This is a genomic window from Agromyces sp. Y782, assembly GCF_059445405.1.
Genome location: NZ_JCAIUG010000001.1, coordinates 759,705 through 786,258, shown reverse-complemented (window position 1 = coordinate 786,258; position 26,554 = coordinate 759,705). Strand labels below are relative to the sequence as shown.

At 68.2% G+C, this 26,554-nt stretch carries 26 protein-coding genes; 8 read left to right on the top strand and 18 right to left on the bottom strand.

The genetic code is table 11. The annotated features are described in order from the left end of the window. Positions 1-71 precede the first annotated feature (71 nt). Entirely contained in the window at positions 72-1,346 is a 1,275-nt protein-coding gene (locus AC1C2S_RS03560) for a matrixin family metalloprotease (RefSeq protein WP_495351161.1), read from the bottom strand. 236 nt (positions 1,347-1,582) lie between these two features. Here AC1C2S_RS03560 and AC1C2S_RS03555 point away from each other — a divergent pair, with 236 nt between their 5' ends. Beyond that, positions 1,583-3,664, top strand: coding sequence for a hypothetical protein (locus AC1C2S_RS03555; protein ID WP_495351160.1), 2,082 nt, complete (start codon positions 1,583-1,585; stop codon positions 3,662-3,664). A gap of 155 nt (positions 3,665-3,819) precedes the next feature. Here AC1C2S_RS03555 and AC1C2S_RS03550 read toward each other — a convergent pair whose 3' ends face one another. Further along, positions 3,820-4,395, bottom strand: coding sequence for a hypothetical protein (locus AC1C2S_RS03550; protein WP_495351159.1), 576 nt, complete (start codon positions 4,393-4,395; stop codon positions 3,820-3,822). Positions 4,396-4,627: 232 nt separating this feature from the next. Between AC1C2S_RS03550 and AC1C2S_RS03545 the strand changes: the two genes are divergently transcribed. Beyond that, positions 4,628-5,203: a hypothetical protein gene (locus AC1C2S_RS03545; protein ID WP_495351158.1), complete on the top strand. Its 576-nt coding sequence runs from the start codon at positions 4,628-4,630 to the stop codon at positions 5,201-5,203. A 27-nt stretch (positions 5,204-5,230) separates the two neighbouring features. Here the strand turns inward: AC1C2S_RS03545 and AC1C2S_RS03540 are convergent, their stop codons facing one another. The 4 genes from AC1C2S_RS03540 to AC1C2S_RS03525 all read right to left on the bottom strand — a co-directional run bounded on the left by AC1C2S_RS03540 (position 5,231) and on the right by AC1C2S_RS03525 (position 8,275). Then, a complete protein-coding gene (locus AC1C2S_RS03540; protein ID WP_495351157.1) occupies positions 5,231-5,626 on the bottom strand; it encodes a YybH family protein in 396 nt (131 codons plus the stop codon). 96 nt (positions 5,627-5,722) lie between these two features. Then, entirely contained in the window at positions 5,723-6,475 is a 753-nt protein-coding gene (locus AC1C2S_RS03535) for an SDR family NAD(P)-dependent oxidoreductase (protein ID WP_495351156.1), read from the bottom strand. Then, positions 6,462-7,190, bottom strand: coding sequence for a TetR/AcrR family transcriptional regulator (locus tag AC1C2S_RS03530; RefSeq protein WP_495351155.1), 729 nt, complete (start codon positions 7,188-7,190; stop codon positions 6,462-6,464). Before AC1C2S_RS03530 ends, AC1C2S_RS03535 begins: the two co-directional genes overlap by 14 nt. Positions 7,191-7,390: 200 nt before the next feature. Then, on the bottom strand, positions 7,391-8,275 hold the full coding sequence (locus AC1C2S_RS03525; RefSeq protein WP_495351154.1) for an NAD(P)-dependent oxidoreductase: 885 nt from the start codon (positions 8,273-8,275) through the stop codon (positions 7,391-7,393). Between the two features lie 49 nt (positions 8,276-8,324). Between AC1C2S_RS03525 and AC1C2S_RS03520 the strand changes: the two genes are divergently transcribed. Beyond that, positions 8,325-8,735, top strand: a complete 411-nt coding sequence (locus AC1C2S_RS03520; protein WP_495351153.1) for a MerR family transcriptional regulator — start codon at positions 8,325-8,327, stop codon at positions 8,733-8,735. Positions 8,736-8,795: 60 nt separating this feature from the next. On the opposite strand, the gene AC1C2S_RS03515 is transcribed toward AC1C2S_RS03520, so the two are convergent. From AC1C2S_RS03515 to AC1C2S_RS03490, 6 genes are all read right to left on the bottom strand, one after another. Continuing rightward, the gene (locus AC1C2S_RS03515) at positions 8,796-9,314 is read right to left on the bottom strand and encodes an SRPBCC family protein (protein ID WP_495351152.1); all 519 of its coding nucleotides are present in this window, start codon (positions 9,312-9,314) and stop codon (positions 8,796-8,798) included. Between the two features lie 4 nt (positions 9,315-9,318). After that, positions 9,319-9,660, bottom strand: a complete 342-nt coding sequence (locus AC1C2S_RS03510; protein WP_495351151.1) for an ArsR/SmtB family transcription factor — start codon at positions 9,658-9,660, stop codon at positions 9,319-9,321. A 31-nt stretch (positions 9,661-9,691) separates the two neighbouring features. Continuing rightward, complete coding sequence (locus AC1C2S_RS03505) at positions 9,692-10,531, bottom strand: alpha/beta fold hydrolase (RefSeq protein WP_495351150.1); 840 nt, start codon at positions 10,529-10,531, stop codon at positions 9,692-9,694. A gap of 164 nt (positions 10,532-10,695) precedes the next feature. After that, entirely contained in the window at positions 10,696-11,646 is a 951-nt protein-coding gene (locus AC1C2S_RS03500; RefSeq protein ID WP_495351149.1) for an NADP-dependent oxidoreductase, read from the bottom strand. Between the two features lie 126 nt (positions 11,647-11,772). Next, positions 11,773-13,101 carry a 6-phospho-beta-glucosidase gene (locus AC1C2S_RS03495; protein WP_495351148.1) on the bottom strand — a complete coding sequence of 443 codons (1,329 nt, stop codon included), beginning with the start codon at positions 13,099-13,101 and terminating at the stop codon, positions 11,773-11,775. Then, a complete protein-coding gene (locus AC1C2S_RS03490; RefSeq protein WP_495351147.1) occupies positions 13,098-13,847 on the bottom strand; it encodes a DeoR/GlpR family DNA-binding transcription regulator in 750 nt (249 codons plus the stop codon). Before AC1C2S_RS03490 ends, AC1C2S_RS03495 begins: the two co-directional genes overlap by 4 nt. A gap of 117 nt (positions 13,848-13,964) precedes the next feature. Between AC1C2S_RS03490 and AC1C2S_RS03485 the strand changes: the two genes are divergently transcribed. The 5 genes from AC1C2S_RS03485 to AC1C2S_RS03465 all read left to right on the top strand — a co-directional run bounded on the left by AC1C2S_RS03485 (position 13,965) and on the right by AC1C2S_RS03465 (position 21,336). Further along, entirely contained in the window at positions 13,965-15,065 is a 1,101-nt protein-coding gene (locus AC1C2S_RS03485) for a carbohydrate kinase family protein (RefSeq protein WP_495351146.1), read from the top strand. Continuing rightward, entirely contained in the window at positions 15,062-16,417 is a 1,356-nt protein-coding gene (locus AC1C2S_RS03480) for an ABC transporter substrate-binding protein (RefSeq protein WP_495351145.1), read from the top strand. Before AC1C2S_RS03485 ends, AC1C2S_RS03480 begins: the two co-directional genes overlap by 4 nt. Further along, positions 16,410-17,315, top strand: a complete 906-nt coding sequence (locus AC1C2S_RS03475) for a carbohydrate ABC transporter permease (RefSeq protein WP_495351144.1) — start codon at positions 16,410-16,412, stop codon at positions 17,313-17,315. Before AC1C2S_RS03480 ends, AC1C2S_RS03475 begins: the two co-directional genes overlap by 8 nt. Continuing rightward, on the top strand, positions 17,312-18,130 hold the full coding sequence (locus AC1C2S_RS03470) for a carbohydrate ABC transporter permease (RefSeq protein ID WP_495351143.1): 819 nt from the start codon (positions 17,312-17,314) through the stop codon (positions 18,128-18,130). The genes AC1C2S_RS03475 and AC1C2S_RS03470 overlap by 4 nt, the downstream gene beginning before the upstream one ends. A gap of 131 nt (positions 18,131-18,261) precedes the next feature. After that, a complete protein-coding gene (locus AC1C2S_RS03465; protein ID WP_495351142.1) occupies positions 18,262-21,336 on the top strand; it encodes a sugar-binding protein in 3,075 nt (1,024 codons plus the stop codon). A gap of 46 nt (positions 21,337-21,382) precedes the next feature. Here AC1C2S_RS03465 and sigJ read toward each other — a convergent pair whose 3' ends face one another. From sigJ to AC1C2S_RS03435, 6 genes are all read right to left on the bottom strand, one after another. Beyond that, the gene (gene sigJ, locus AC1C2S_RS03460; protein ID WP_495351141.1) at positions 21,383-22,255 is read right to left on the bottom strand and encodes an RNA polymerase sigma factor SigJ; all 873 of its coding nucleotides are present in this window, start codon (positions 22,253-22,255) and stop codon (positions 21,383-21,385) included. A 4-nt stretch (positions 22,256-22,259) separates the two neighbouring features. Continuing rightward, entirely contained in the window at positions 22,260-23,036 is a 777-nt protein-coding gene (locus AC1C2S_RS03455; RefSeq protein WP_495351140.1) for an SDR family oxidoreductase, read from the bottom strand. 136 nt (positions 23,037-23,172) lie between these two features. Next, positions 23,173-23,844: a response regulator gene (locus AC1C2S_RS03450; protein WP_495351139.1), complete on the bottom strand. Its 672-nt coding sequence runs from the start codon at positions 23,842-23,844 to the stop codon at positions 23,173-23,175. Next, positions 23,841-24,974, bottom strand: coding sequence for a histidine kinase (locus tag AC1C2S_RS03445; RefSeq protein WP_495351138.1), 1,134 nt, complete (start codon positions 24,972-24,974; stop codon positions 23,841-23,843). The genes AC1C2S_RS03450 and AC1C2S_RS03445 overlap by 4 nt, the downstream gene beginning before the upstream one ends. A gap of 4 nt (positions 24,975-24,978) precedes the next feature. Further along, a complete protein-coding gene (locus tag AC1C2S_RS03440) occupies positions 24,979-25,761 on the bottom strand; it encodes a DUF2306 domain-containing protein (RefSeq protein ID WP_495351137.1) in 783 nt (260 codons plus the stop codon). A gap of 110 nt (positions 25,762-25,871) precedes the next feature. Beyond that, on the bottom strand, positions 25,872-26,525 hold the full coding sequence (locus AC1C2S_RS03435; protein ID WP_495351136.1) for a class I SAM-dependent methyltransferase: 654 nt from the start codon (positions 26,523-26,525) through the stop codon (positions 25,872-25,874). Positions 26,526-26,554: the final 29 nt, after the last annotated feature.

Below are 26,554 nucleotides of genomic sequence, written 5' to 3'. Positions count from 1 at the left end.
AACGCCCGACCCCTCATCGCGAGGGTCGGGCGTTCGGCGCGTCTGGGTCTGCGCCGACCAGCCCCCACGACTTACGTCGCGAACCAGCCGTAGGTCTCGGAGAACGCATTGTCGTACTTCGGCCGACTGCCACCGTCGGGCCAAGTGCGCGCGCGGGCGAGTCGGTGCTGGTGCGCGCCGGAGGATTCGCCCCACACCCGCGCCCGGTACTTGTCGTTGAAGCCTTCGGTGCCGATATCCGTGAAGCTGCCGACGAACGCCGCCGGATCCTTTCCCAGCCCTTGATGCACTGAGAAGTACATGATGCTGTCGCAGTCGGCCTTGGCCGCATCGTTGTGCGTTCTTGCCCGGGCCACGAGCCGTTGCACTCCATTCTGATCGCCCCACTGGTCCATGACTCTGTAGTCCGACGCGTTCACCATCACGCTGCTGCCGTCCGGTTGCTCGCTGATCGTGAGGTGCACGTTGGGGGAATTCGCGACGTACGTGCCTCCGCCCACCACGAACCACCGGTTGTACAGGTCGTTCGTGTTGCGCAGGTAGAGCATCCACTGCGCATAGCCCTGCGCGCCGCGCTCCTGGTCCCAGGCGTATGCGCGCATCAGTTCGACCGAGGAGCCCTGGCGTTCGCCCCAGCAGGCGGCGACGAGCGTGTGCGGTGACGACGAGTCCTGCTTGGCAACGCTGAACGTCGAGCCGACGATCGCGTACCCGGCGGGCGACGCGGGCGGTGGCGCCGCCACGTGCGGATCGCCGTAGAGCCGCTCCAGCGTCTCGATGTCGACCTGCCGCAGGCTCTGGTCGCTGAGGTAGTAGAAGAGCGACCCGTCGCGAACGGTGACCGAGGGCTGCATGATCGACTGCTTATCGTTCGTGTGCTCCAGCCCCAACGCGTGCCCGACCTCGTGCACGGCCACCGCGACCAGGTTCTTCACGATGGGGTTGCCGACGAGGGTCGTGAGGAGCCACAGCACCGGGTTGACCGGGTTGCCCGCCAGGTCCTGCTCGGCTTTCGTCCAGTTCTCTCCGTCGTCGAAGGCGATGTTGCGATGGTCACCGCTGCCGGGCGTCATGCGTGCGATCGCGTTCGGATTGTCCTTGCGCCAGTCCGCCCAGTCCGCGCGGTCGAAGTCGGTGAACGAGAGGTCGAAGAGCGCGTCGCTCGTGTCGACCTGCTGGAAGTCGAAGTTGGACACCTCCTCCCATCGGGCGAACGCCTCGGCGAGCTGCGCGGCGACCTCGGCCGGCGTGAGCGCCGGTTGCGTCGTCGGCGCGTTCGCGATCCGATACGTGATGACGCCTCCCGAGAAGCTGAGCTTCTCGAGCGGCTGATCCTGATTCGACATGCGTGTCCCCCAAGCGTCGCGGTGCGGATGAGCCCGGTCGCCCCCTGCGGCGCTGCGCGGACACCCGCAGCATACTCACGGCGCGGCCGAGCCCGAGACCCCGAGTTCGGGGGATGCCAGACGGGCGCGAGTGACTGATCGCTGCACTGTGCACCCTGAACTGGGGTGTGATGCTCCCTTGCTGCGCTCCGCGCGGGGGAGGACGCTATCGCTCGAGGTCGTTGTTGGGAGGAGACGTGCAGCCGATCGCGGCGGGAACGAGCATCTTCGATGTATCGCCGCTCGGCGACATCCCAAAAGAGTGGAACGACTTCAATACCGAGTGGGTACAGCCTGCCACTCACCTCGTCATCGGCGGGGGACTCTGCTGGTTGGCGCTGATCGTCACGGCGCGGATCATCGTTGCGGTCGCGCCATGGGCCAAGGCCAGGATCACACGAGGTGAGAGCCGATCTGCCAAGATCTTCGGATACGTGGTCACCGGTGGCACCTCGGCGCTCTTCGCCTGGATCGTCTCACTACCCGACACGTCGACGCAGGTCCTGGCGGTGATGCTCGTGATTGCAGCCATGCTCGGAATCGGCGGCACCATCTGCCTCGCGTGGGGCATGGCGACGACTGCGCGGCTCGATGCGACGGTCGTGCAGCCGTCCGGCTCAGCGAACAGCGCATGGTCCACCGAGTTGCTCACCCAGCTGCGGTCCATGAACGCGGATGCCCCGAAAGGTCGAGTCATCGAACGGCCAAGCGCAGGAGATCTGAACGATGTCGTCGTGGTGGCATCCGGATCGAGTCATTGGTTCGTAGAACTGATCGGGAACGGGTTCAACCTGTTGCTGAACCTGACACCCTGGCGACTCGAGGTCACCGTGTTCGACGCACAAGACGGCGTGGCGACGCTTCGCCGAAACGGCCGCGTCATCGAAGAGACCCCCCTCCGGCTCCCTCTCGACCCGTCGGACGCGAGCCATCCGGCGGAGCTCCTGAAGCTCGCTGCCGGCTTCGCCGCGACCATCCTCGCGAAGCAGTACCCCGATGTCGTGGGCTTCTACCGGCCCCAGTCGTGGCGCGGCATCGGTCTGCTCTCCGTTGCCCGTGCATCTGCGGGTGCGAACCGGCATGCGTACATTCGCGAGGCCATCCAGGTCGACCCTCAAAGCATCCTGATCGAGTATGAAGACGTCTTCCTGCGGTACGACGAAAACACGGACTCCGAGGGGTTGATGGACCGACTCGAGCCGATGATCAACCGTGCTGCAGTGCTGAGCGGGCGAGCTGAGATTGCTTCGGACGTGCCTGGCAGGAAGTGGCACACAGCGAAGGAGTCGGATGCGCACAAATACTCCGAACCGCGCCTCCTCCTGCTTCGTTTGATGACCCTCTACACGACCGCTGCCCGCAACTACTCGGCGCACGGCTGGCCCTCGGATGAGCGGCGCGATCGGGCGACGCGAATCGTCGGTGCCCTCCTTGATGTGCTCCAGGAGTTGACCCCGGACGAGCAGGAACCCATCAAGGAGGCTGTTGCTCGTGTACGGGAGCGAGCCGGTCTGTGTTACTTGATCCTGACCGACGGTCGAGATCGAAAGACGATCACGCTGGCACTCCGCGAGCCGCTGGCTGCCGAGAGTTACCGCGAGTTGGCGGAGAAATGGGCGGAGGAGGCGGCGAAGTCGATCGACTTCGGTACGCGGTATTCGTACGCCTGCTATCTCGCGCGGAAGGCCCTCGCGACGGCGGACGAATCGGCTCGCAGATCGACGATCGGTGAAGCGGCCGGGCATCTCAAGGGTGTGTGTTGGCTCGATGACTACCGCGCCAGCGCGCTCGAGGACCCCGAACTCGAGGGACTTGGCAACGAGCCTGCAATGAGGGACGCAGTGCTCAAGCCGTTCAAGACCGGCTGGGAGATCGGTGTCTTTGCGATCCACCGAACATCGTTGAAGGCCATCGGAGTCACGGAGCCCAGTCAGCTCGCCGACTCGGCGATGCGAACCGGACTTCTCACAAGGTTCGGACTCAGTACCGAGAAGGCGGATGAGCTCGTCGACCAAGCAACGATTCTGCTCATCGCGCTGACCGCGGGCAGTCCGAAGTTGGACCCCCTGTTCCGCCTGCGAGTGACGAGCTCGCTCCTTGATGACCAGCATCACTCGATACCGACGTTGCTGACGGCCCTCGAGCGGCACCCAGGAGACGTCGCTGCAAGTGCCGCCAAAGCCGCTCACGGTTGGCCGTCAGCCGATGAACTGGAGCATACGCACGTCTTTCTGAGGGCCTTGGGCGCCGGTCTCGACCCGGTCGTCGAGGGACGGTGAGCTCAACTTCCCGAACGGGTATGCCGCGGGCATGGGCCGCAGTTCCAGATCCGCGCGTCTGCGGGCTACGGGAGTTTCGACACGACCTGAGGCGTCGGGAACCCGAGCTTCGTCGACGGCGGTCGGCGCGCCCATCGCCTGCCACTCGGCGAAGCTCAGCTTGTGGACGCCGCACGGGGTGGCCGAGAACCGTGAAGGGACACAGCACCAGCGGCCAGGGTGAGGGAGAGCGAGCGGATGCGGCATCCGTACCAGGCGATCGCGAGGGTCGTGAAGGTGTAGATCACGACGGCTTGCAGCGCGTATGCGGGGTAGTCGATCAGCCACCGCGGCTCAGATGGATCGGTGCCGAACGCCGCCGGGTTGTCGCTCACCGATGGCACGAGCGCGCCGACCCAGTAGCCGACGGCCTGCCCGATCGCGTAGATGAGCACCGCAACACCGATGGCCAGCCAGGCGCGGGCGGTGTGTGAGTGCCACACCGCTCGTGTCGCCCGCAAGGCCGACCGCGGCGTCCATCCATCAGCGCTCGGCGCTGCGATCGCACTCAACACCGGCGCGAACGTGAACGCCGCGACGACGAGCACAAGCATGGCGACGATGCCGATCATGAGCAGCTGCTCGCTGCCCGCCCGACTGCGCATGAGTTCGGGAATGAGCAGCAAGGCGAAGAGCGGAAGGCAGGCGACGACGGAGGCGAGCCACGTTCGAAGGAGGGCGGCGAGAGGCATGTTTCGAACATAGAGAGCGCGTGCAACACGGGGAATCCGGAAAACCCCCGGACTCGTCCGCAACGAGCTCGAATGGCGCCGACCGCACTCGAGGTGGTCATGGCGCTCGGTCGCTGCCGCAGAGCGAGTCGCTAGGGTGGCGGGTGTGGTTTCGGATCGGAAGCGTCGGCGCGCTGCGCGCAAGGTCAAGCCTGGTGATGGGCACGCGCTCAATCGTTTTCGGTGGTGGCAGATGTTCTCTCGCGCGCTGTTCCATCTTCGCCTCATTCGTGACGACGGCCTGCGTCAGATCTGGTCCGTCGACGTGCGGCTCGCGGGCGACTCGAACGGCGAAGTCTGGGCGCAGCTCTACCGCGACGGTCTGCATCACGCCGGATCCAAGCTCCCCGCGGCGTTCCCGGTGCCGGGCGGTACCGTCGAGGTGGTCGCCAGCAGCTACGGGCTGAAGCGCTGCCACTACCTGAGCGATGCCGGGGTCGAGCAGCAGCTGGTACCCGATCCCGCCTCAGCCGAGGGCCGGCGTGCGCGCCTGGAGCGCGAGCACCCGGCTATGGGCCGTGCCATCGGGCTCGCGTCCATCGCTGTGCTCATCGTCGCCCTGATCCTCGGTGTCCCGCAGATCGCGGAGCAGATCTCCCAGATCCCACCCGTCGCCGAGAATGTCGGCTCCTTCATTTCTCCGATCCAGCTCCCGGCCGCGTTCAACATCACGCTCCTGGTGGCCACCGTCCTGGCGAGCACCGAACGCGCGCTCCGCCTGCGTCACCACTGGCTGCTCGATGGCGGGCTGTTCGACGGCGACGACTAGCGTCAATCGCACTTGGTCTTCGTCGAACTACCCGGCCGTGTCCGCGTGCCGGTGCACGACGCGCCATCCGTCGGACTCGCGGCGGTACACCTGGGTGGCGCGCAGCGTGAACCTGCGGGGCTCGCCGTCGATCGACGACGAGACGCGCTCGTAGCCCACGGTGTAGGCCATCTCGCTGAGCACGTTGAAGGCGATCAGGTCGAACGCGTAGTCGGTGCAGTTCGAGAAGCTCGTCGAGAGCTCTTCGAACGCCTCGATCAGCTCGGCGCGATTCGCGGCGTTACGCCACGCGCCGAGCACGGTGACCGGGTCATCCACCGACCAGATTGCTCGGCGCGGGCCGTCGTCGCCGTCGAACATGGCGCGTTCGGCTCGAACGAACTCGCTCTGAAGCCAAACCAAGAATTCCTCACGGTCGCTCATGGTCTCAGGATGCTCCGGTCGACAGCCGTGCACAATCGCCGCGTGCTCTTCAGGGCAAGAATTGGAGCACGATGCTCTGACTCTGCTCTGCCTTGCTCAGGGCATGATGGTCGATCCGCCGTCGGTCATGAGGGTCTGGCCGGTCAGGTAGCGGGAGTCATCGCTCGCGAGGAACGCCACGACCGGGGCGATGTCGTGCTCGGGGTCGCCGAGTCGACCGAGCGGCACACCGTCGACGACCTTCTGGTACTCGGCGGGGAAGGACTCCGACCACTGGCGGATGCCCGGCGTGAGCGCCACGGGTGAGACGAGGTTCACGCGCACTCCGTCGGCGGCCCACTCGTGCGCGGCGACGCGCGAGATCGCGCGAATCGCTTCTTTCGCGGCGGCATAGGTGACCTGCGTGGGCATGCCCTTGATGCCGGCGCCCGAGGCGAAGTTCACGATCGCGCCCTTGGTCTTCACGAGTTCGGGGTGCGCGGCGCGCATGAGATGGAACGTCGCGTACATGCCGCTGCCCAGTGAGAGATCCCACATCTCCTGTGTGGTCTCCATGATGGGTGCCTGCTGCGACGCGTGGGCGTTGTTGACGAGCACATCGAGCTTGCCGAACGCCTCGACCGCGGCGGCGACGATGACGGGAGCGTTCTCGGCATTCGAGATGTCCATCTGCAGGTAGCGGGCCGGGCGGCCCTTCGCGAGGCCCGCGACGACCTCTTCACCCGCCGCCTGGTCGATCAGGTCGACGACGAGCACGGAAGCACCCTCGTCGAGGAAGTGGCGCACGATGCCCTGGCCGATGCCGCCGGCACCGCCGGTGACGATGGCGACCTTCTCAGAGAGACGCATTTTGGGGTTCCTTTCGGTCATGCCCCCGAGTCGGAGGCGGGGTGAGGCTTGCCGCGACCTCGTCGAGGAAGCGGGTCAGTGTGGTCTGCAGGATGTGCCGCCCGCGGGCCGCGTTGAGCGGACGGGCGCGGAATCGGGAGACCTGCGGGTCGGATGCGAGTGCGGCGGCGGAGTTGACGTCAGAGGCGGCGTCGGCGTCGGCGTCGGCATCGGTCGAGAGTCGATCGATGCTGTAGTCGATATCGCGCTCATGGGGGAGTGGGGTGAGCGTCAACCCGGCCGCACCCATCACGATCGCGGCGGTGCCGATGAACACGTCACCCGCGGAGTCGTCGTCGGCTCCGGCCGCGCTCAAGCGGTGCAGCACCAGGCCCGTCTGCTCGACGCTCGCGAGGTCGAGCACGCGGCCGGGGGAGATCACGGCGCCGAGGAGCCACGGATGGCGTTCGAATGCATGCCACATGTGCAATGCGAGGTGCTCGAGGGAATCGCGCCAGCTCGCGTCGCCCCGCGGAACCAGCGCGCGTTCGGTCGCCACGCGTGCGGCCATGCGCACGACGAGGTCGTCGCGGTCGGCGATGTGACGGTAGAGGGCCATGCCCGAGATGCCGAGTGCGGCACCGACGCGGCGCATCGAGACGGCGCTCAACCCGTCATGGTCGGCGATGACGATGGCCGCGTCGGCGATCGCATCGGCGTCGATGCGTGTTGCCATCGCGTGCTCCTCTCGTTGTTTACAGTGTAAACCCGCCGTGCGAGCGGCGCAATGCGAGCCCCCGCGCCGCCCTCCGCGCCTACCGCGCGTGCACGGTGTAGGTGGGATGCGTCGTCTACAGCCCGGAGCCATCGCATTTTCCTTCGGTGCCCCGAAGGCCGATGCTCCTGTGACCTCACCGCGGTCGCGCGCATGGCGGGTCACTCTTCTTGGCCGCGAAACTCCTGGATTAGCACGGGGTAGGCCGCATTTCCATAACCGGCCGTGACAGCTCGATCGGCCATCGCCTTGATCAGTTTCGGGAGCTCGGCGTTGACACCGGCCGTCTCACTCTCCTCGACCAGATGCCCCATCGCGCGCACGTCGGTATCCAGGGTGGATACGAAGGCAGGGAATGAGCCGTCGTCGATCTGGTTGGCATAGCCCGGCAGCCAGGTCGCGACGCCGGCCGCCATTTGCTGTGCGAATGTCGCGTATGTCGCGGCGTCGACCCCAGCAGTCTCCAGGAGGGCCGTGCCTTGGAGCCATGCGTTCAGAATGCTCCACATCATCACGAGTCCGCCAGCGTCGTAGAGCGCTGCCAGCCCGGGGTCGGCGCCGACGTAGGTTGTCACGCCGAGGGCGTCAAATGTCGATCGGTGGGCATCGAAGACCGCGTTCGATCCGCTCAGCAGGATCATCGCGTCGGGTGTCCCGATGGTTGAGGGGATCGCCATGATCGCGCCGTCCAGGTATGCGACGCCATGCTGCGCACCCCACTCGCTGGCCTCTCGAGCCTGGGCGGAACTGCCGGAGGTCAGATTGACCAGCGTGGTGCCGCTCAGTGCATCCGGGGCTGTCGCCATCAGCTCGGCCACAGCGTCGTAGTCGGTGAGGCAGGTGATTGTGAGGGGGCTCGCCGTGAGCGCGTCGCCGACAGTCCGTGCCAGCTCGGCGCCCTCGGTGATCAGCTGATCCGCCTTGCCTGTCGTGCGATTCCACACGGTCGTCGGATGCCCGGCCTGCACAAAGGCGCTGGCAAGTGCGCGTCCCATCAGTCCCAGCCCGATCACGGTTACCGGTGATTTCGTATCAGTTGTGCTCATGGCACCATCGTTAACGTTGATACCCATGTGAAGGTCAAGCGAGGTCATCATGCACATTGGCGAACTGAGTCGCCGGGCAGCCGTCAATTCCCACCAGCTGCGGTACTACGAAGCCCGAGGACTGCTCGAAGCTGACCGCGGTGCGAATGGCTACCGCGAGTACGACGAGAGCGCCGTTCTGCGTGTGAAACAGATCAGGCATTTGCTTGGTGCTGGCCTGTCGTCGGACGACATCGCGTACTTGCTGCCCTGCGCAGTCGGCGAGCTTCCCGAGCTGCAGGGTTGCCCGGAATTGCTGGCCGCAATGCGCTCACGTCTGCAGCGACTCGACGATCAGATGGCCAGCATCACGAAGTCACGCGAGGCGCTCACCACATACATCGCTGCGGCCGAGCGCATGAGCAATCAAAGCTATCCCCCGTTCGACGAGGCGGTCTTGGATGGCGTATCCGGCGCTTAACGCGGATGCACGGTGTAACTGAGATGCGTCGTCTTCGGTGAAGGCTCTGCACCGACCAGGTCAATAAGGTGGTTCCGCCCTGCCGCTCCCACGGGCGATCTCTGCGACGTAGGCAGCCAAGTTGCCCAGGGTCTGCTGACCACCCTCGATCGCACCGTGCTTCTCGATCGCCTCGTCACGCAGCTCCTTGGTGGGGAACACCGTGAGCATCTCGATCCGGGTCTTCTCCCCGTCGGGCGCGAATGTGAGCACCGACTCGAACGCATTCGGGTCACCGCGGTACTCGCCGTGGAGCATCGCGATCCGCTCCGGCGGGACGATCTCGGTCCAGGTGATCCACTCTCGGTAGTCCGTTCCGTCCGGCCCGTGCATCACGAAGTCCCACTCGCTGCCGACGCGGAACTCGAAGGCCCGCGTGGTGGTGGTGAACCCTTCCGGCCCCCACCACTGCGACAAGTGCCGCACCTCGGTGAACGCCTCGAACACCAGCTCCCGCGGGGCGTCGATCACTCGGGAGATCACGGTCTCGCGGTCGGCTGTCGCGGAGTGCGCCCGCGATTCTCGTCCAGTCGTCGTCATTCAGCTACTCCTCTTGTCTTTCCTGTTTGAGGTCTTGCACGTATGCGTCCAGCCGATCGAAGCTCTCGTTCCAGAACTGCTCGAACCCGCCGGTCCACTCGTGAACCGCTTGCAGCCCACGGGCGTCAACGTCGTACAGGCGTTGCTTGCCGGCCTTGCGGTCCCGCACCAGCCCGACCTCTCGGAGCACCCGCAGGTGCTTCGACGCCCCCGGCTGGGACATCCCCAGCTCCTCGGCGACCTCCGTCACCGGTCGTTCGCCTGCCCGCAGCAGTGTCAGGATGTCCCGACGCCGGGGCTCGGCGATGGCGTTGAAGACGTCCGACGTGGTCGCTGCTCGTGCCATGACAGCAAACATATACCCATATCGGCAAGTGTCACAAACCGGAGCCGCGCACAGCTTCGGTCCACCGGGTGAGTTCGGCCGACAATTGCGCGGGGGCATCGAGTTGGATCAGATGCCCCGCTCCCTCGATGAGGGCGAGCGTCGAACCCGGAATCAGCGCGTGGAGCCGGTGAGCCCGGTCGACCGGAATCCAGGTGTCATCGACGCCCCAGACGATGTGCGTCGGCTCGGTCAGGGCGGTGTAGAGCCCCTCGACCTCCTCGGTGAACCGTTCGTCGGCCTGCGCGATCTGCCGGTAGAAGGCGGGTTGGCCGAGTTCCCCGGTCCACGGGGCGACGAGCATCTCGAGCTCCGCTTCACTGAGGCCCCGGTGGCTCGCGCCCCGAATGTAGGCCTCGATGGCGCCGCGGTGGATCGCCGCCGGGAGCCGGGCGAAGACGTCTGCATGCTGCTGCACGAGGGTGAAGAACGCTGAGCCCCATGGGCGCAGCGCGACGACGTCGACGAGGCAGAGCGAGGCGTACCGGGCACCATGCAGGAGCCGGGCGCGGAGCGCGACGGCACCTCCGAAGTCGTGCGCGATCACGTGCGGGCGATCGAGTTCCCACTGCTGCAGCAGATGCGCGAACAGCTCGCCTTGCAGCCCCAGGTCGACGGCATGATCCGGATGCTTCGACGAGGCGCCATACCCCGGCATGTCCCACAGGTAGACGGTGAACCTCGCCGAGAGCGCTTCGGCCAGCGGCCGCCAGAGGGCCGACGACCAAGGGGTTCCGTGCAGGAACACCAGCGCAGGGCCTTCGCCGAAGCTCTGCCACGCGACGGTTCGATCGTGCCACTCGAATGTTCGGTCGAGCTGTCGATCGGTCATCCAACGATCGTTGCAGATCGGCGTGATCAACGTCGCCAGTCACATCGGATGACCGTTCGGATCAGTCGAAGAGCGAGAGGTCGACGGATGCCGCGAGGGCCTGGTAGCCCGCATCGTTGCCGTGGATGAATCCGTCGGAACCTCGACGCAACGGATGCGAAGACTCATGGCAACGGCATCACGCGGCCTCTCTCAGCGCCCGAACCGACGCTGACGATGATCTTGCCAGTGGGTCGTTCGGTGGAGTTGAAGGCCTGGACTGCGCCATCGAGCGGGTATACGGCGCCGACGCGGGTGCGCAGGCGCCCGTCCCTGGCCCGGTTCGCGATCTGCGTGAGCTGATCTCGGTTCGCTTCGACGACGAAGAACACTGAGCGGCCGTCGACGGGCTGGAGTGCGGGCGGCCCGGCGATCGTGACGAGGGTACCGCCGGCGCGAACGAGAGCGACGGAGCGTTCGCCGATATCGCCTCCGATGACATCGAAAACCAGGTCGACCTGCCCGACCGTCTCGAGATCGTCGCTGCCGAGGTCGACGAATTCGTTCGCGCCGAACCCGGTCGCGGCGTCTCGGTCGGCAGTGCGGCCGGTGCCGATGACGTATGCACCGGTCTCTCGGGCCAGCTGGGTGACGATGGACCCGACGCCGCCGGCGGCCCCGTGCACGAGGATGCTCTGCCCGGGTCGGATACGACCGTGTTCGAACAGTCCCTGCCAGGCGGTGAGCCCTGAGATGGGGAGGCTCGCGGCGGTCACGAAGTCGATGTCCGCGGGCAGCGGGGCGAGGTTGCGGGCCTCGACGGCGACGAACTCTGCGAGGGTGCCGTTCCGGGTCCAGTCCGCGAGTCCGAAGACGCGCTGCCCGACCGTGAGGCCGGTGGTTCCGTACCCGAGTGCGGTGACGACGCCGGAGAGTTCGTGACCGGGGATGCTCGGGGTGCGGTCCCGGCCCGCCCGGTCGGTCCAGGTGCCCGGCCAAGTCAGCTCGCCCGGGGTGAACCCGGACGCGTGGACGCGGACGATGACGTCGTTCTCCGACGCGTGCGGTTCGGGCTGCTCGGTGAGGGTCATACCGGCGGTGCCGGCGTTCGGGTCGGTGACGGTGATGGCCTTCATGTCTGTCCTCCTGTTCGGGTGATCCCACCCTTATAGACGACGTGCACCGGACCCACAAGACGTTCCGGACCTGCGGGTCAGGCGGGCAGCAGCTCAGACATGCGCCATTGTGACCGTGAGTCGCGCTCAGGGCAGCAGGGCACCGATCTCGGGGAAGTTCTCGCGGTAGCGGTCGAGGAGCGAACGCGCGACGGTGACCGAATCGACGAGCGGATGCGCCGCGAACGCCCGCCAGGCCTGCTCACGCGACTGCTCGTGCACAGCGCTGATGATGAGCCGTTCAGCCGACTTCACTTGCGTCATCAGTCCGAGCATCTCTCCCGTGACCGGAGCGATCGGCCACGGGTGCACGCCGTCGCCGTCGACGACGCAGCCCACTTCGACGACCGCGTCGTCGGGCAGCTGCGGCACGAGCGAGTTGTTCCGCACGTTGAGGATCATCGTCGAGGATCGACCGGTTGCGAGGGCGGCCATGAGGTCGAGCGCGACCTCGTGGTACCCGCCGCCGTCGACGTCGGACTCGTGGCGCTCTTCGTCGGCGGCTCGGCTCTCGGCCATGTAGCTCGACTCGCGCTCGCGCCGAGCGGCCAGCCACGTCGCGAGCGGGTCTTCGCCCGGGGCGGCGTAGAACGCCGACTGCTGGCGGTCGAGGAACTCGCCCCGGGTCGAAGGGGCCGAGCGGATGCGTTCGGTCGCCTCGCGCGTGAAGTAGTAGTAGTAGAGGTACTCGTTCGGCAGTGCGCCGAGCGCCCGCACCCAGTCGAAGCCCATCAGGCGGGCCTCTTCGATGCTCTCGAGCGCCTGATCGGACTCGAGCAGCCGCGGCAGCAGCTCTTCGCCGCCGGCCGTCATCGAGCGGAGCCATCCGAGGTGGTTCAGGCCGACGTAGTCGAATCCGATGTTGTCGGGGGATCCGGCGGCGGCGGTGGCTGCGCGACGGATGAGCCCGATCGGGGTGTCGCAGATGCCGACGACGCGGTCGCCCAGTACCCGCTGCATCGCCTCGGTGACGATGCCCGCCGGGTTCGTGAAGTTGATCACCCAGGCTTCGGGGGCGACCTTGCGGATCGTCTCGGCGAGACGGGTCATGAACGGCACGGTGCGGAGCGCGTACGCGAGCCCGCCGGGGCCGACGGTCTCTTGACCGAGTACGCCGAGGTCGAGTGCGGTGCGCTCGTCGAGGATGCGCCCCTGGGTGCCGCCGATGCGCACCGCGCTGAAGACGAAGTCGGTGCCGCGAAGGGCCTCTTCGAGGTCGGTCGTCAGCGTGATGGTCGGCACATGCCGACGCTGCTTCGCAAGGCTCGTGAGGATCGCGCCGATCGTCTGCAGGCGCGATTCCGAGACGTCGTAGAGGCGCAGTTCATCGATGCGCACGGGAGCGTGATCTGCGGAGACGGCCTCGAAGACCTGGGGAACACGGAACCCGCCGCCCCCGATGATGGTGAGCTTCACGCGACGCTCACCTCGACGCCGGCCTCGCGCAACACGCCGAGTGTCGCGGCATCCGCATCGTCGTTCGTCACGACGGCCGAGATCAGTTCGGGGCCGCAGACGCTCAAGACCCCGACACCCGGGAACTTCGACGAGTCGGCCAGCACGACGGTGCGCTGGGATGACTCGATCATCGCTCGCTTGATCGGAACCTCCATGCCCGTGGTGTCGGAAATGGTGCCGTCTGCTCTGATGCCGCTCGTGCCGAGGAAGCAGGTCGTTGCGCGAATCTGCGCGAGCGCTTGCTCGGTGAGGGTGCCGATCATCGAGTTGTAGTTCTTGCGAACCGCTCCGCCGAGCACGATGAGTTCGACCACGTCGTCGTCGCGCAGTTCGTCGATGACCGCGAGGCTCGAGGTGATGACCGTGATGCGTCGGCCGCGGAGCTGCCGGGCGAGCAGCGCCGTCGTCGTGCCGATGTCGATGATGATGACGTCTCCATCGGCCACGAGTGCGGCGGCCCGCTCGGCGATGCGCGCCTTCTCGGGGTGATGCTGCCGTTCGACGTCGGTGAACGGAATCTGGTCGGGCTCGATGCTGCCCCCGCCGCGCACGCGTCGGAGCAGGCCCTCGGCGCTCAGCGCGTTGAGGTCGCGACGGATGGTGGACAGGGACACGCCGAACTGTTCTGCGAGCTCTTCGACGGTGACTTCGCCGTCGCTGCGCAGGGAGTTCAGGATGTGCGCCTGGCGCGTTGCTGTGAGCATGTCGACGATCGTAGCAGTCAACTTCGAGCATGAATTGACGCAGGAGCGTTCATTCGAGAGTATGTTCAGTCAAACCCGATCGGCGATCGCGCACGTGATCGCAGTCAAGGAGGATTCGTGGCTGAACGAGCTGCCGGCGATGCCGTCGACGTGCTCCTCACCGGGCCGGTCTTCTTCGATCTGGTCTTCACCGACGTGAACGCAACGCCTCGGCCCGGCACGGAAGTGCACGCCGACGCGCTCGACGCCAGCCCCGGCGGGGTCGCCAACCTCGCGGTCGCGACCGCCCGTCTCGGCCTGAGCACTGCGCTCGTCGCGACGCTCGGCGACGACGTCTACGGCCGCTGGTGCTGGGAGTTCCTCGCCGATCGGGAAGGAATCGACCTCAGCTCGTCGCGGCTGGTGCCGAACTGGCCCACGCCGGTCACCGTCTCGATCGCGTCGGGCAGCGATCGCAGCATGATCACGCACGAGGTCGCGGCCCCTGTCACGCCCGGCGAACTCGTCGGCGACGGCATCACCGCGCGTGCGACGTTCGCCGACCTGGGGGCGATGTCTCGCGGGGCTCGTGCAGGCGGCGTCTGGTGGCGGGCGGCGGCGCACGCCGGCACGAAGATCTTCGCGGACATCGGTTGGGACTCGTCGGAGCGGTGGGATGCTGCCGACCTCGAGCCCCTCGACGACTGCTTCGCGTTCACACCGAACGAGTCCGAGGCCATGGCCTACACACGCACGGACTCCGCCGTCGCCGCTGCACGAGCCCTCGCGGGCCGTGTGCCGCTCGTCGTCGTGACGCGCGGCGAAGCCGGAGCAGTCGCGATCGACTCAGCGCGCGGCGAGGAGGTGACGGTGCCCGCCGTCCCCGCGAACGGGCGCGATGCGACGGGCGCCGGCGACGTGTTCGGTGCATCACTCGTGCTCGGAACGCTGCGCGAATGGCCGCTCGAGCAGAGCCTCTCGTTCGCCGCGCTGTGCGCCGCCCTCGCCGTCGAATTCCCGGGCGGAGCGCTCGCCGCGCCCGGATGGGGCGACCTCGCCGACTGGTGGGATCGGACGCGCCGAGCCGGCGATCGCGAGCTCGTCGCGCGTTTCTCGTTCCTCAACGACGTGCTGCCCGAGACATCCGGCCGCCGCAGATCGGAATTCACGTTCCCCTTCGCCGACTACCGGGCAGCAGCAGCCCGGCGATCGTTCCACGACAAGAGAGGTACATCATGAAGCGAAACATCCGACTGACCGCAGCGGCCCTGGGAGGTGCTGCGCTCATCGTCGCCCTCACGAGTTGTGCGCCCGGAAGCGGCAACAACGGCGACGCCGCAGACACCGGCGAGATCAGCACCGACATCTCGGACGTCGGCGACGTCACCCTCACTGTGTGGGACCAGGAGGTGCGCGGCGGCCAGAACGAGCAGATGGAGCAACTCAATGCCGCCTTCATGGAGAAGTACCCGAACGTGACGATCGATCGCAACTCGCAGTCGTTCGACGACCTCGCGACGACGCTTCGGCTCGCCCTCACCGATGCCGACGCACCCGACGTGGTGCAGGCCAACAACGGCCGCAACACGATGGGGCAGTTCGTCGGGGCGAGCCAGCTGCGCCCGCTCGACGACTACGCCGAGGCCTACGGATGGTTCGACCGGTACTCGCCGTCGGTGCTGCAGTACTCGACCTACAGCGAGGATGCGAAGGTCTTCGGCGACGGCAACCTGTATGGGCTGCCGCAGGTCGGCGAGGTCGTGGGCGTCTTCTATTCCAAGAGCAAGCTCGAAGGGCTCGGTCTCGAAGTGCCCGCCGACTGGAGCGAGTTCGACGCCGCACTGAAGACGGCGGCCGCAGCGGGGGAGACCCCGATGCAGCTCGGCAACATCGAGCAGTGGCCGGCGCTGCACGTCTTCGGCCCGCTGCAGGGCGACTACGTCGACGCCGAGGTGATCACCGACCTCGGACTCGGCAACGCCGGCCAGAGCTGGACGACGCCCGAGAACGTCGAGGCGGCCGCCGCGCTGCAGGGTTGGGTCGACGCGGGGTACTTCAACGACGGCGTGAACGGCACCGACTACGACGCGGCGTGGCAGGCGCTCGCCGCGGGCGACGGGGTCTTCCTCATCGGCGGCTCATGGCTGGCAGCCGACCTCGCTGATGCGATGGGCGACGACGTCGGGTTCTTCATCCCGAACACGGCCGACGGCACGCCGGCGACCACCGGCGGCACCGGGCTGCCCTTCACGATCACCTCGGCGGCCGACAACAACGACGTGGCGGCCGCGTACATCGACTTCATCACGAGCGACGACGCGATGGACGTGCTCGCGGAGACCGGCAACCTGCCGGTGAACCGCACGGCCGAGCTCGCGCCCTCCTCGGGTGTGATGGCCGACGTGTTCACCGTGTTCGGCAACGTCACGGGCGAGGGCAGCCTGCTGCCGTACCTCGACTACGCGACGCCGACCTTCGCCGACACCATGGGGCAGTCGCTGCAAGACCTGCTGGCGGGCCAGGTGACTCCCGAGCAGTTCACAGAGGCGCTCGAGGCCGACTATGCGGAGTTCGTCGCAAGCAATGAGTAACGGCAACACCACGATCGGGCGGAGCGCCACTCGGCGCCCCGCCCGATCGGGCTGGGTGGCATGGGCGTACCTCGCCCCCGCACTGCTGATCTACGGCGGATTCCTGCTCTTTCCGCTCGGCCGCGCCGCACAGTACTCCCTCTTCGACTGGGACGGCCTCGGCGAATCGACGTTCGTCGGCCTCGACAACTACGTCGAGATCCTCTACGACGAGCGCTTGCGCGAGGCGTTCTGGCACGCCCTCGTGCTCGTCTTCTTCTACGCCGTGCTGCCCCTCGTCATCGGGCTGGTGCTCGCGGCTCTGCTGACTCGTTCGAAGGTGCGCGGGATCGGATTCTTCCGCAGCGTCATCTTCTTGCCGCAGGTCATCGCCATGGTCGTCGTCGCCGTGACCTGGCGGCAGATCTATGCGCCCGATGGCCCGCTCAACGGCTTCCTGCGTCTCATCGGGCTCGATTCGCTGACCCGCCCGTGGCTCGGCGACTACACCTTCACCCTGCCAGCCGTCGGGCTCATCGGCACCTGGGTGTGCACCGGCCTCGTCACCGTGCTGCTGATGGCCGGCATGAGCCGGGTGCCGCGCGAACTGTACGAGGCGGCTCGACTCGACGGCTCCGGCCCGGTGCGCGAGTTCTTCGCGATCACCCTGCCCACCGTGCGCGGTGAGATCACGGTGGCGCTCACCCTCACGATCGTGGCCGCGCTCAAGACCTTCGACCTCGTCTACGTCACGACGAGCGGAGGCCCTGGCACCTCGACGACCGTGCCGAGCTACGAGATCTACCGCAGAGCCTTCGAGCTCGGGGATGTCGGTGTCGCCACTGCCGTCGGCATCGTGCTGACGATCATCGTGTTCGCCATCAACGGAGTCGTCAACATGATCGGAGAGCGGAAATGAAGGTCTCGCCGATCGAACGGGGCGCGAACTACGTCGTGCTCATCGTGTTCGCTCTCGTGGTGCTCGGCCCCATCGGTGTGATCATCACGCTCGCGTTCGGACCGAAAGACGCCTCTGCTGCCAGAGACGGCGGCACCTTCCACCCTGAGAACTTCCCCGAGGCGTGGGAGGTCGGCCGATTCGGGCAGTACATGCTGACCTCCGTGGTCGTGGCCGCGATCGTCGTCGTGGTCTCGGTGCTCGCCTCGATCCTCGCCGGGTATGCGCTCGGCACGATGCGCTTCCGTGGGGCGACGGTCGTCTTCTACGTGTTCCTGCTCGGCATCATGGTGCCGACCGAGGCATTCATCGTGCCGCTCTACTTCGACCTGCGCGTCGTTGGGCTCACCAATACCGTCTGGGGCGTCGCGGCGCCGCAGATCGCGATGTCGATCGCCTTCGGCACGTATTGGATGCGAACGTACTTCCGCTCCTCGAGCCGGGCGCTCATCGAGGCGGCTCGTCTCGACGGCGCCAATTCGATGCGCATCCTCTGGCAGGTGCTGGTGCCGATCGGGCGACCCGCGATCCTCACCCTCGTGCTGCTCGTCTTCATGTGGACGTGGAACGAGTTCCTCATCCCGCTCGTGATGTCGCCGAACGGCGATGTGCGAACGGCGCCGCTCGGGCTCGCGTTCTTCCAGGGGCAGTACACGCAGGGCACCGCCCTGCTCGCCGCGGGGGCGGTGATGGTCGCGTTGCCGGTCGTCGCGCTGTACATCTTCCTGCAGCGCCACTTCATCAAGGGCATGATCGAGGGCGCAGTGCGCGAGTAAGCGAGCAGATTCGCGCAGCCAAGCTGCGTGAATCTGCGCGCACATGCTTGCGTGCATGACCGAATCTGCTCTAGCGTGGGACGGAATTCGGGGTGGCAGTCCGTCGTCCCGAGCGTCCAACGGAGGACCGCATGAAACGTCATCACGCAATCCTGCTCACTTCGCTGATCACCGTCGTCGCGCTCATGGGGCCGGGCAACGCGATCGCCGCGACGATGGGCAACGGCAACTCCGGCCCACCAGACGCGGCGCTGAAGTTCGACGTCGGAGATCCCTCGATCGCCACCGAGACCGAGCGCGAGAAGATCGACATCATGGGCATCTACGCCCACCCCGACGATGACGCCGGGTTCACGACGCCGTGCGGCGTCTGGCACGACCTCTACGGCGTGCGGTGCGGCATCATCATGGCGACGCGAGGCGAGGGCGGTTCGAACTCGGTCGGCCCCGAGGCGGGCCCCGACCTCGGCGTGCGCCGCGAGAATGAAGATCGCACGTCGCACGTTCGATCCGGCACCATCGACATCTTCAACCTCGACCGCGTCGACTTCTTCTACAACACCTCGGCGCCGCTCACGGCCAAGGTGTGGAACGCCGAAGAGACGCTGAGCCGCACCGTGCGGATCATCCGTGAGACGCAGCCCGAAATCCTCGTCGGCAGCACGCCGTCGCTCGCCGTCGGGCACGGCAACCACCAGTACGCGCAGGGCCGCATGGTCTGGGAAGCCGCGACAGCGGCCGCCGACCCGAACATGTACCCCGAGCAGCTCACGGGCGTCGGCGCGGTCGAGCCGTGGCAGGTGAAGAAGGTGCTCGCCGGCGGGCTGACGACGGGCGCCGGTGGCACCGCCGGCCCGGCCTGCAACGCGGGCTTCGTGCCCGCGGCGACGAACCCGTTCACCGTCGTCGGCACGTGGACCGGCTACGAGTCGCCCTACGTGTGGGCCGACGGCAACCTCGCCGGCCAGGCGGCCGGATCGGCCAAGACCTGGGCGCAGGTCGGCCGCGAGGGCGGCAGGGCGCACCCGACGCAGGCGCGCACGATGCAGACCGCGCTCGTCGATCCGACGTGCCAGCGCTACGGCGTCTCGCAGTCGATCGTGCCGATGCAGCCGAACACCTCGCCCGACGCGGCGAACGACGATGCCGTGCTCTACGGCGCTGTCGTCGCCGACCCGGGCGGCATGCCGCTCGGTTCGGAGTTCTCGCTCTCGGCCGAGGAGTACTTCGAGGCTGCAGGCGAGCCGTTCACCGCGACCGTCGCGTTGCGCTCGGGTGACGGCGAACTCGGCGGCGGCGCGGTGAGTCTCGTCGTGCCCGACGGCTGGCAGGTCTCCGACCCGGTCGAGATCGACGAGATCAGCGATGAGGATGCCGCGCAGGCGACGTTCACCGTCACTCCCGCGACCGACGCGGCCCCTGCCACGTACAAGATCGCGGCGGAGTTCGCGGGCAACGGAGTGACCGCGTACAACGACACGCGAATCCAACTCGTCGCGCCCGTCGAGGGGCGTTTCGAGCGCTGGGGCACTGCGGCCGAGTACGAGCAGTGGACGCAGGATCACGACGCCTACGTCGGCGGTCGCTCAGTGGCGGTCGCCCAGGTCGGCGCCGGTGAGACGGTGACGGTGCCGGTCGAGGTGACCAACCGCAGCGCCGGCGCCGAGTCGGGCGAGATCGCCCTCACGGTGCCGGCAGGCTTCGTCGCCGATGCGGCGGTGAAGCCCTTCGCGGGTCTCGCCCCGGGCGAGGTGACGACGATCGAGTTCGTCGTCACCCACACCGATCCGACCGACCCCGGCAGCCGAACGGCGACGTTCACCGCAACGACGACGTCGGGTGCCGGCACGTCGATCGAGAACGAGACCGTGTACGTCGTGCCCACCGTGGTCATCCCGCAGCTCGCTGCCGCGCCGACGATCGACGGCACCGCCGACGACGTCTACACCGGCACGCCGGTGAACGTCGGCACGCGCTGGGAGGGAGCGGCCTGCGCCGCCGACGGCGTGGACTGCGGTGCAGGCAGCATCGCCCGGCTCGGTTGGCATGATGATGCGCTGTACGCGCAGATCCATGTGACCGACGACGTGGCGAGCGCCGCCTCGACGCCCGACCGCTGCTTCGGCCACTGGCTGGTCGACTCGGTCGAACTGCTGCTCGACCCGCGGGGTGACTCGATCGACACCTCGTCGACCTTCAAGCTCGGCATGTTCCCCTTCACCGACGACGCCGAGGCGACGAACGGCAACGGGGCAGACGGGCCGTGCTGGTCTCGCGACGCCGACAACCACCAGGGGTTCTCGACGGGTCCGCTCGCCGAGACCGTCGAGGGCGGCCTGAACGCCGAGGGCGTCGAGGTCGCGGTCGAGGTCGCACGCGAGGCCGACGGCACGTTCGCAGGTGGCGGATACGACATCGAGGTGAAGGTGCCGCTCGCCACGCTTCCGGCAGCCGTCGGGCCGACGAGCGCGGTGCCGCAGGGCGACGCGACGGTGAATGACCTCGACCCCGAGTACCTCGGGCTGAACGTCACGCCGTACGACTCCGACACGCAGGACTTCATCGGTCAGACTCGCACTGCATGGTCTGCCTTCGGCAGCCAGCAGTCGGAGCCGTATCGATGGGGTCACGCCTACCTCGACGGGTACGCGCCGCCGGCCGACCGGTCGGTCGAATCGGCCGAGCCGATCATCCCCGACACCGCCCTGCAGGGTGTGCAGTCGCCCCAGACGATCGCGCAGTCGGCGACGCGGGGCGGCACGATCTCGGGAGTGCAGCCGAGCGATGCGATGAGCATCGGCGACGTGAAGATCCAGCAGAAGAAGGTGCAGATCTCATACCGGTCCAGCGAGGCCGGAACGGTGCGCGTCTTCGTTTGGAAGGGAGACACGTCATTCATCCCCGTCTGGACGTCGAGTTGCGCCGGCGATGTCTACGGCTTCGAAGCCTGCTCCCCGTCGGATGGTGCGGCGCCGCCGTGGGCACCCGACATGAGCGGTCGGCTGCTGACGTCGTTCGAGCAGGAGGTCGACGCCGGCAAGGGCAAGCTGACGGTGCCGATCGACGCGAGCATCCGCTCCGCGCTCGCCGATGACGCGCAGATCCTCGTCTCCTACGCCGAGGAGCCTTCGGGTGACTCGACATCGGGGGATGGCGTGAACGCGTGGAGCTTCCCGATCGAGGCGCACCGCCCCGGCAAGGGCTGAATTCGGCTCGTGAACGCCCGGCTCCCATCACGGGGGCCGGGCGTTCTCAGCGCCAGCCGGTGAGCTTGTCGGGGTTGCGCATCACCCACACCGCGGTGACGGCACCATCGCCCACGCCGAGCGAGATGATGGCGAAGATCTGCCGCGAGTCGGCGAGGGCGAGGCCGGGGCCGTCGACGAGATCGAGCGGCCGCAACTGGCGCCCCGGACTCTTCGCGAGCACGCCGACGAGGAAGCGGGCGACGTGGTCGGCCCCGCGCACCGGTTTGCGCGCGGTGTTCACGACTCCGCCGCCGTCGGAACGGAGTTCGACTCTCGGGTCGAGCATCGAGACGAGGCCCGCGAGGTCGCCGGTGTTCGCCGCAGCGGCGAACGCCCGCACGAGATCGTCACGGCGAGCCGCCGACGGCGCACGCGGTGCCGAGCGGATGCGCCGGCGACTCGTCGAGGCCAGTTGGCGCACCGCGTCGGGGGTGCGACCGACGACTTCGGCGACTTCGGCGAACGGCATGCCGAAGATGTCGTGCAGCACGAATGCCACCCGCTCCGCCGGCGACAGCGAGTCGAGCACGACCATGAGTGCTGCGCCGACCTCGTCGTCGAGGGTCACGCGATCGAGGGGATCGGTCGGCGCAGAGGCATCCGTGAGTCGCCCCGCCGGAAGCGGCTCCGGCAGCCACTCGCCGACGTACTGCTCACGCCGCGCGCGTGCCGACCCGAGCACGTCGAGGCAGACTCGACCGGCGACCCGGGTGAGCCATGCGGCCGGTGACCGCACGCCGCGCCGTTCCTGCTCCGAGAGGCGGAACCAGCGGGCGTACGTCTCTTGCACAGCGTCTTCGGCGTCGGCCACGGTGCCGAGCATGCGGTAGGCGAGGGCGACGAGTCGCCGCCGCTCGCCCAGCACTTCGTCGCTCACCGTCTCAGGATGCCGCATGCGCGGCCGCCTCTGTGAGCGCCTCCCGCCAGGTCGTGCGGCCGACGATGAGGGGATGCCCCGACTCGGGGTTCGGCGTGAGCACCCCCTCCGGTGCGCCCTCGGTGCCCATGATCGGCGAACTCGCGACCGTCTCGACGCCGCGGTCATCGCCGAGCATCTCGAAGGTGCCGCGCACGAGGTCGTCGAGGTGGAGCTGCTCGGGGCCGGCGATCTCGATCGTGCCGGCCGACGCCTGATCGACCACCAGGCGCACGAGCTCGGCGGCGACGTCGGAGGGCGCAATCGGCTGCACGAGGTCGTGCGGCACGTGCGCCCGCCCGTCGACGGTCGTCCAGTCGGCGATCTGGCGGCCGAAGGTGGCGAACTGCGTCGCCCGGAGGATGGTGACCGGCACGCCGGCCGAGCGGGCGGCCTGTTCCTGGGCGATCTTCCCGCGATAGTGCGGGTTGCCCGGCACCTGGTCGATGCCGACGATCGAGAGCAGCACGTGGTGGCGCACCCCCGCCGCGGTCTCGGCGTCGGCGATGTTGCGTGCCGAGACCGAGAAGAACTCCAGCGGCCCGTCGGGATCCCTGGTGCGGGCGTTGCTGACGTCGACGACGGCATCCGCGCCGACGAGCACCTCGGCAAGCCCTTCGCCCGTGACGGTGTCGACGCCGGTCGACGGTGCAGCGACGACGGCCTCATGCCCCACCGCCCGCAACAGCTCGACGACCTGCCGTCCGATGAAGCCCGTGCCTCCGATGACGACGATCCGCATGGTGTCTCCTGATTCTCTGCTGTACGTGCACTCGCGCGCTCGCGCCGATCGGCGCCCGAAGTGTTGACGACGCAGCCCGGCGAAATGTGAGATCTGGTTTCCGGCTCTCGCGACGGCCGGCTGAGCGTGACGCGCGTCAGTTCGGCCGAGCGGATGCCGCTGTCCCGCGGTCTCGTTCGTGCGCCCAGATCGCGAGCTCCACGCGATTGCGGGCACCGATCTTCGTCATGATGCTCGCGATGTGCGTCTTCACCGTGCTGAGCGAGATGTGGAGCTCGCTGCCGATCTCGGTGTTGCCGAGGCCGCGCGCCACCGCGGCGAGCACGTCGGCCTCACGATCGGTGAGGGGGGTCGCCGGGCCCGACGGCGGCTCGGGCGTCGAGCCCGCGAATGCCTCGATCAGGCGCACCGTGACGTTCGGGTCGATGAGGGCGTCGCCGCGTGCGGCCGCGTGCACCGCCTCGCGCAGCAGGGTCGCGCCGGCGTTCTTCAACAGGAACCCGCGCGCGCCCGCGCGAAGTGCACCGTAGACGTACTCGTCGAGATCGAAGGTCGTGATCACGACCACGGGAATCGGGTCGCGAACGTCGGGGCCGGCGAGCGCTCGCGTCGCGTCGAGGCCGTCCATCACCGGCATCCGGATGTCGAAGAGGCACACGTCGGGCCGGATGCTCCGCGCGAGCTCCACCGCTTCGGCGCCGTCGGCGGCCTCGCCGACCACCTCGATGTCGGGTTGCGCGTCGAGGATCATCCGCAGCCCGGTGCGAACGAGCGCCTGGTCGTCGGCGATGAGCACGCGCACGCTCACGTCGCCCACCCCGCCCTCGGGAGGTCCGCGGTGACCGCCCAGCCGTGGCCACCGGGAACGGCGCCGGCCTCGCACGTGCCGCCGAGCAGAGCGGCGCGTTCGATCATGCCCGTGATGCCATAGCCCGGCAGAGCGGATGCCGCGGGCTCGCCGTCGTCGCGAACGTCGAGCCGCACACCGGACGCATCGACGAACACGCGCACCTCGACATGCGTCGCGCCCCGCGCGTGCCGGCGCGCATTCGTCACGGCCTCCTGAGCGAGCCGGAACACCGCGGCCCCGACGGGAGGTGGCAGCGCATCCAACGCGCCGTCGACGTGCACCTCGACCGCGGGGCCGCCGCCCACGGGTCGGGCGAGCAGCCCGAGCTCGGGGATGCCGGGGGTCGGCGCGAGCTCGGCGGCATCCGCTCGCCTGAGCACACGCACCATCGAACGCATCTCCTCGAGCGTGCGCGACGCCTCGCCCTCGATGATGCGGAGCACCTCGGCCGCGGCATCCGGATCGCTCGCCGCGACCGCCGTGCCCGCCTGCGCCTGGATCGCGATCGCCGAAACATGGTGGGCGACCGTGTCGTGCAGGTCGCGCGCGAGCTGTTCTCGTTCGAGGAGCCGCATGCGATCGAGCTCACGGGCCCTCGCCCCGGCGCGCCACCGGAAGGCGAGGCCGAGCGAGCCCGTCGTCACCACCACGGCGAGTCCGCCGACGACATCGCCGACCGTGGGCGGCCCGAACCGCAGCGAGAGGAGCGAACTCGCGAGCAGGATCGCGCCACCCGCGATCATCGCCCGACCCGAACCCCAGCGCATCACCGCGTACACGAGGATCAGGAAGTACGCCGTGGTGAAGAACTGCGGGTCACCGCCGGTCGCGAAGCCGACGACCGACCCGGCCGCGAACGCGATGCCGAGCATCGTCAGCGGGCGCGTGCGGCGCCAGAGCAACGTCGGCACGAGTGCGACCAGCACGATCGCCCAGAGCCACCGCCAGGGAACCTCGGGCCGGGCGAGCGCCTCGATCAGCGCGAGCGGCGGCAGCACACCGACGAGCACCCAGTCGCGCCAGACCCGCCGCGGCGGTGGCGGGAAGGCGGCCGGCGCCTGCCACAGTGCCCGGACGGGGCTCGTCATTCCCTCATGATAGGCGGGCACTGGCCACCGCGGATCGGCCGGAAGCACGAGCTTGGCGACCGTATTGCCGCGCTCTCCGCCGGATGATGACCTCGGCCACGGCGAGGTTGATCACCCAGCCGGCGCCCATGAGCACGGCGTGCATGGTCACGTCGGGCGCGCCGAGCACGAGCGTCCACGGCAGGAACGTGAAGACCTGTGTTCCGGCACCGAGGCCGAGCGCGTAGGCACGTGTCATCCACGCGCTGTGCGTGCGCACGTCTCCCCGGCGGATCGCGAGGAACGCGATGACGATGCCGGCCGCCATGGCCGTGCCGAACACGAGGCGCATCACGAAGAGCGCCGTGCCGCTGGACGCCGGCATGTCGTAGAAGAGCGTCATCCACACTGCAGACAGGGCGGAGGCGAGGCCCGCGGGCGCCACGATTCGCCCGGCGATGCGGTGCCATCGGCGCCGGCGCAGCGACGGCACGAACTGCAGCGCGCCGAGCACGAGGAAGACGACGGATCCCACGATGTGCACGATCACCGGCACCGGCGAGTCGAAGAAGCGGGCGTTCTCGGCGGTCACGGTCGCGCCGCTCGTGAGCTCGGTGAGGCGGAACGCGCCGCCTGCGATGGGCACCAGGCTGAGCGCGATCAGGCCCGTGGGGGCGAGCCATTCGGTTCGCCGCCGCCGCTTCGCGGGCGCTGCCGGCGCAGCGGGAGTCGGGGCGGGGCCGGGTACGAGCTGGAGGTCGCGCGCGGAGTCGGTGGAGTTGCCGCGGGCGCCGGATGCATCGGTCATGCCTCGATGCTCGCGCGCGCGCCGACGCGCGGCATCGGCCGGCGGGCTCGACTTCCCTCGGCCGATCGGCCGATGCGGCGAGAGTCAGGACACGAAGCCGGCGACCCTCGTCATGACGCGCGTTGCGCGAGCAGGGTGGCGTCGTGCACGTCGATGGTCACGCCGTCGCGAACCATCGTGCGCGGGCGCTGCTCGACCACGAGCGCCTCGAAGTCGTCGGGCAGGGCGGGCAGCAGCTCTTCGGCGAGGAACATCGCCTTGCGATGACTCGTCGACAGGTGCGTGAACACCTCCGACGGCGCATGACCGACCACCAGCAGGTGCCCCCCGGGTGCGACGGCTTGCGCCAGCCGGCGGGTCACCTCGACCATCCCGCCGTCGGGTGGATGCAGGAAGTGCGTCGTGACGAGATCGTACGACCGGCTCTCGGCGGCGAACGTGCGGGCGTCGACCTGCCACCAGTCGGTGCGGTCGGCGACGCCTGCCTCGTCGGCATGCCGGGCCGCGCGGGCGAGGCCGTTGGCCGAGAAGTCGGCTCCCGTGACCTTCCACCCCTGTCGGGCGAGCCAGATCACGTCGCCGCCCTCACCGCAGCCGACGTCGAGCGCGGTGCCCGGGGTCAGCGCAGAGGTCTCGGCCACCAGTTGCGGATTGGGATTGCCGCTCCACACCGTCTGCTCGCCGGAGTAGCGCTCCTCCCAACTCGAGGGCTCGAACAGCTCTGCCGCCTCGGCCTCGGTGGGCTCGTGCTCGTGTCGACTCATCGATGTACTTCCTTCCGCTGCTGACCGAG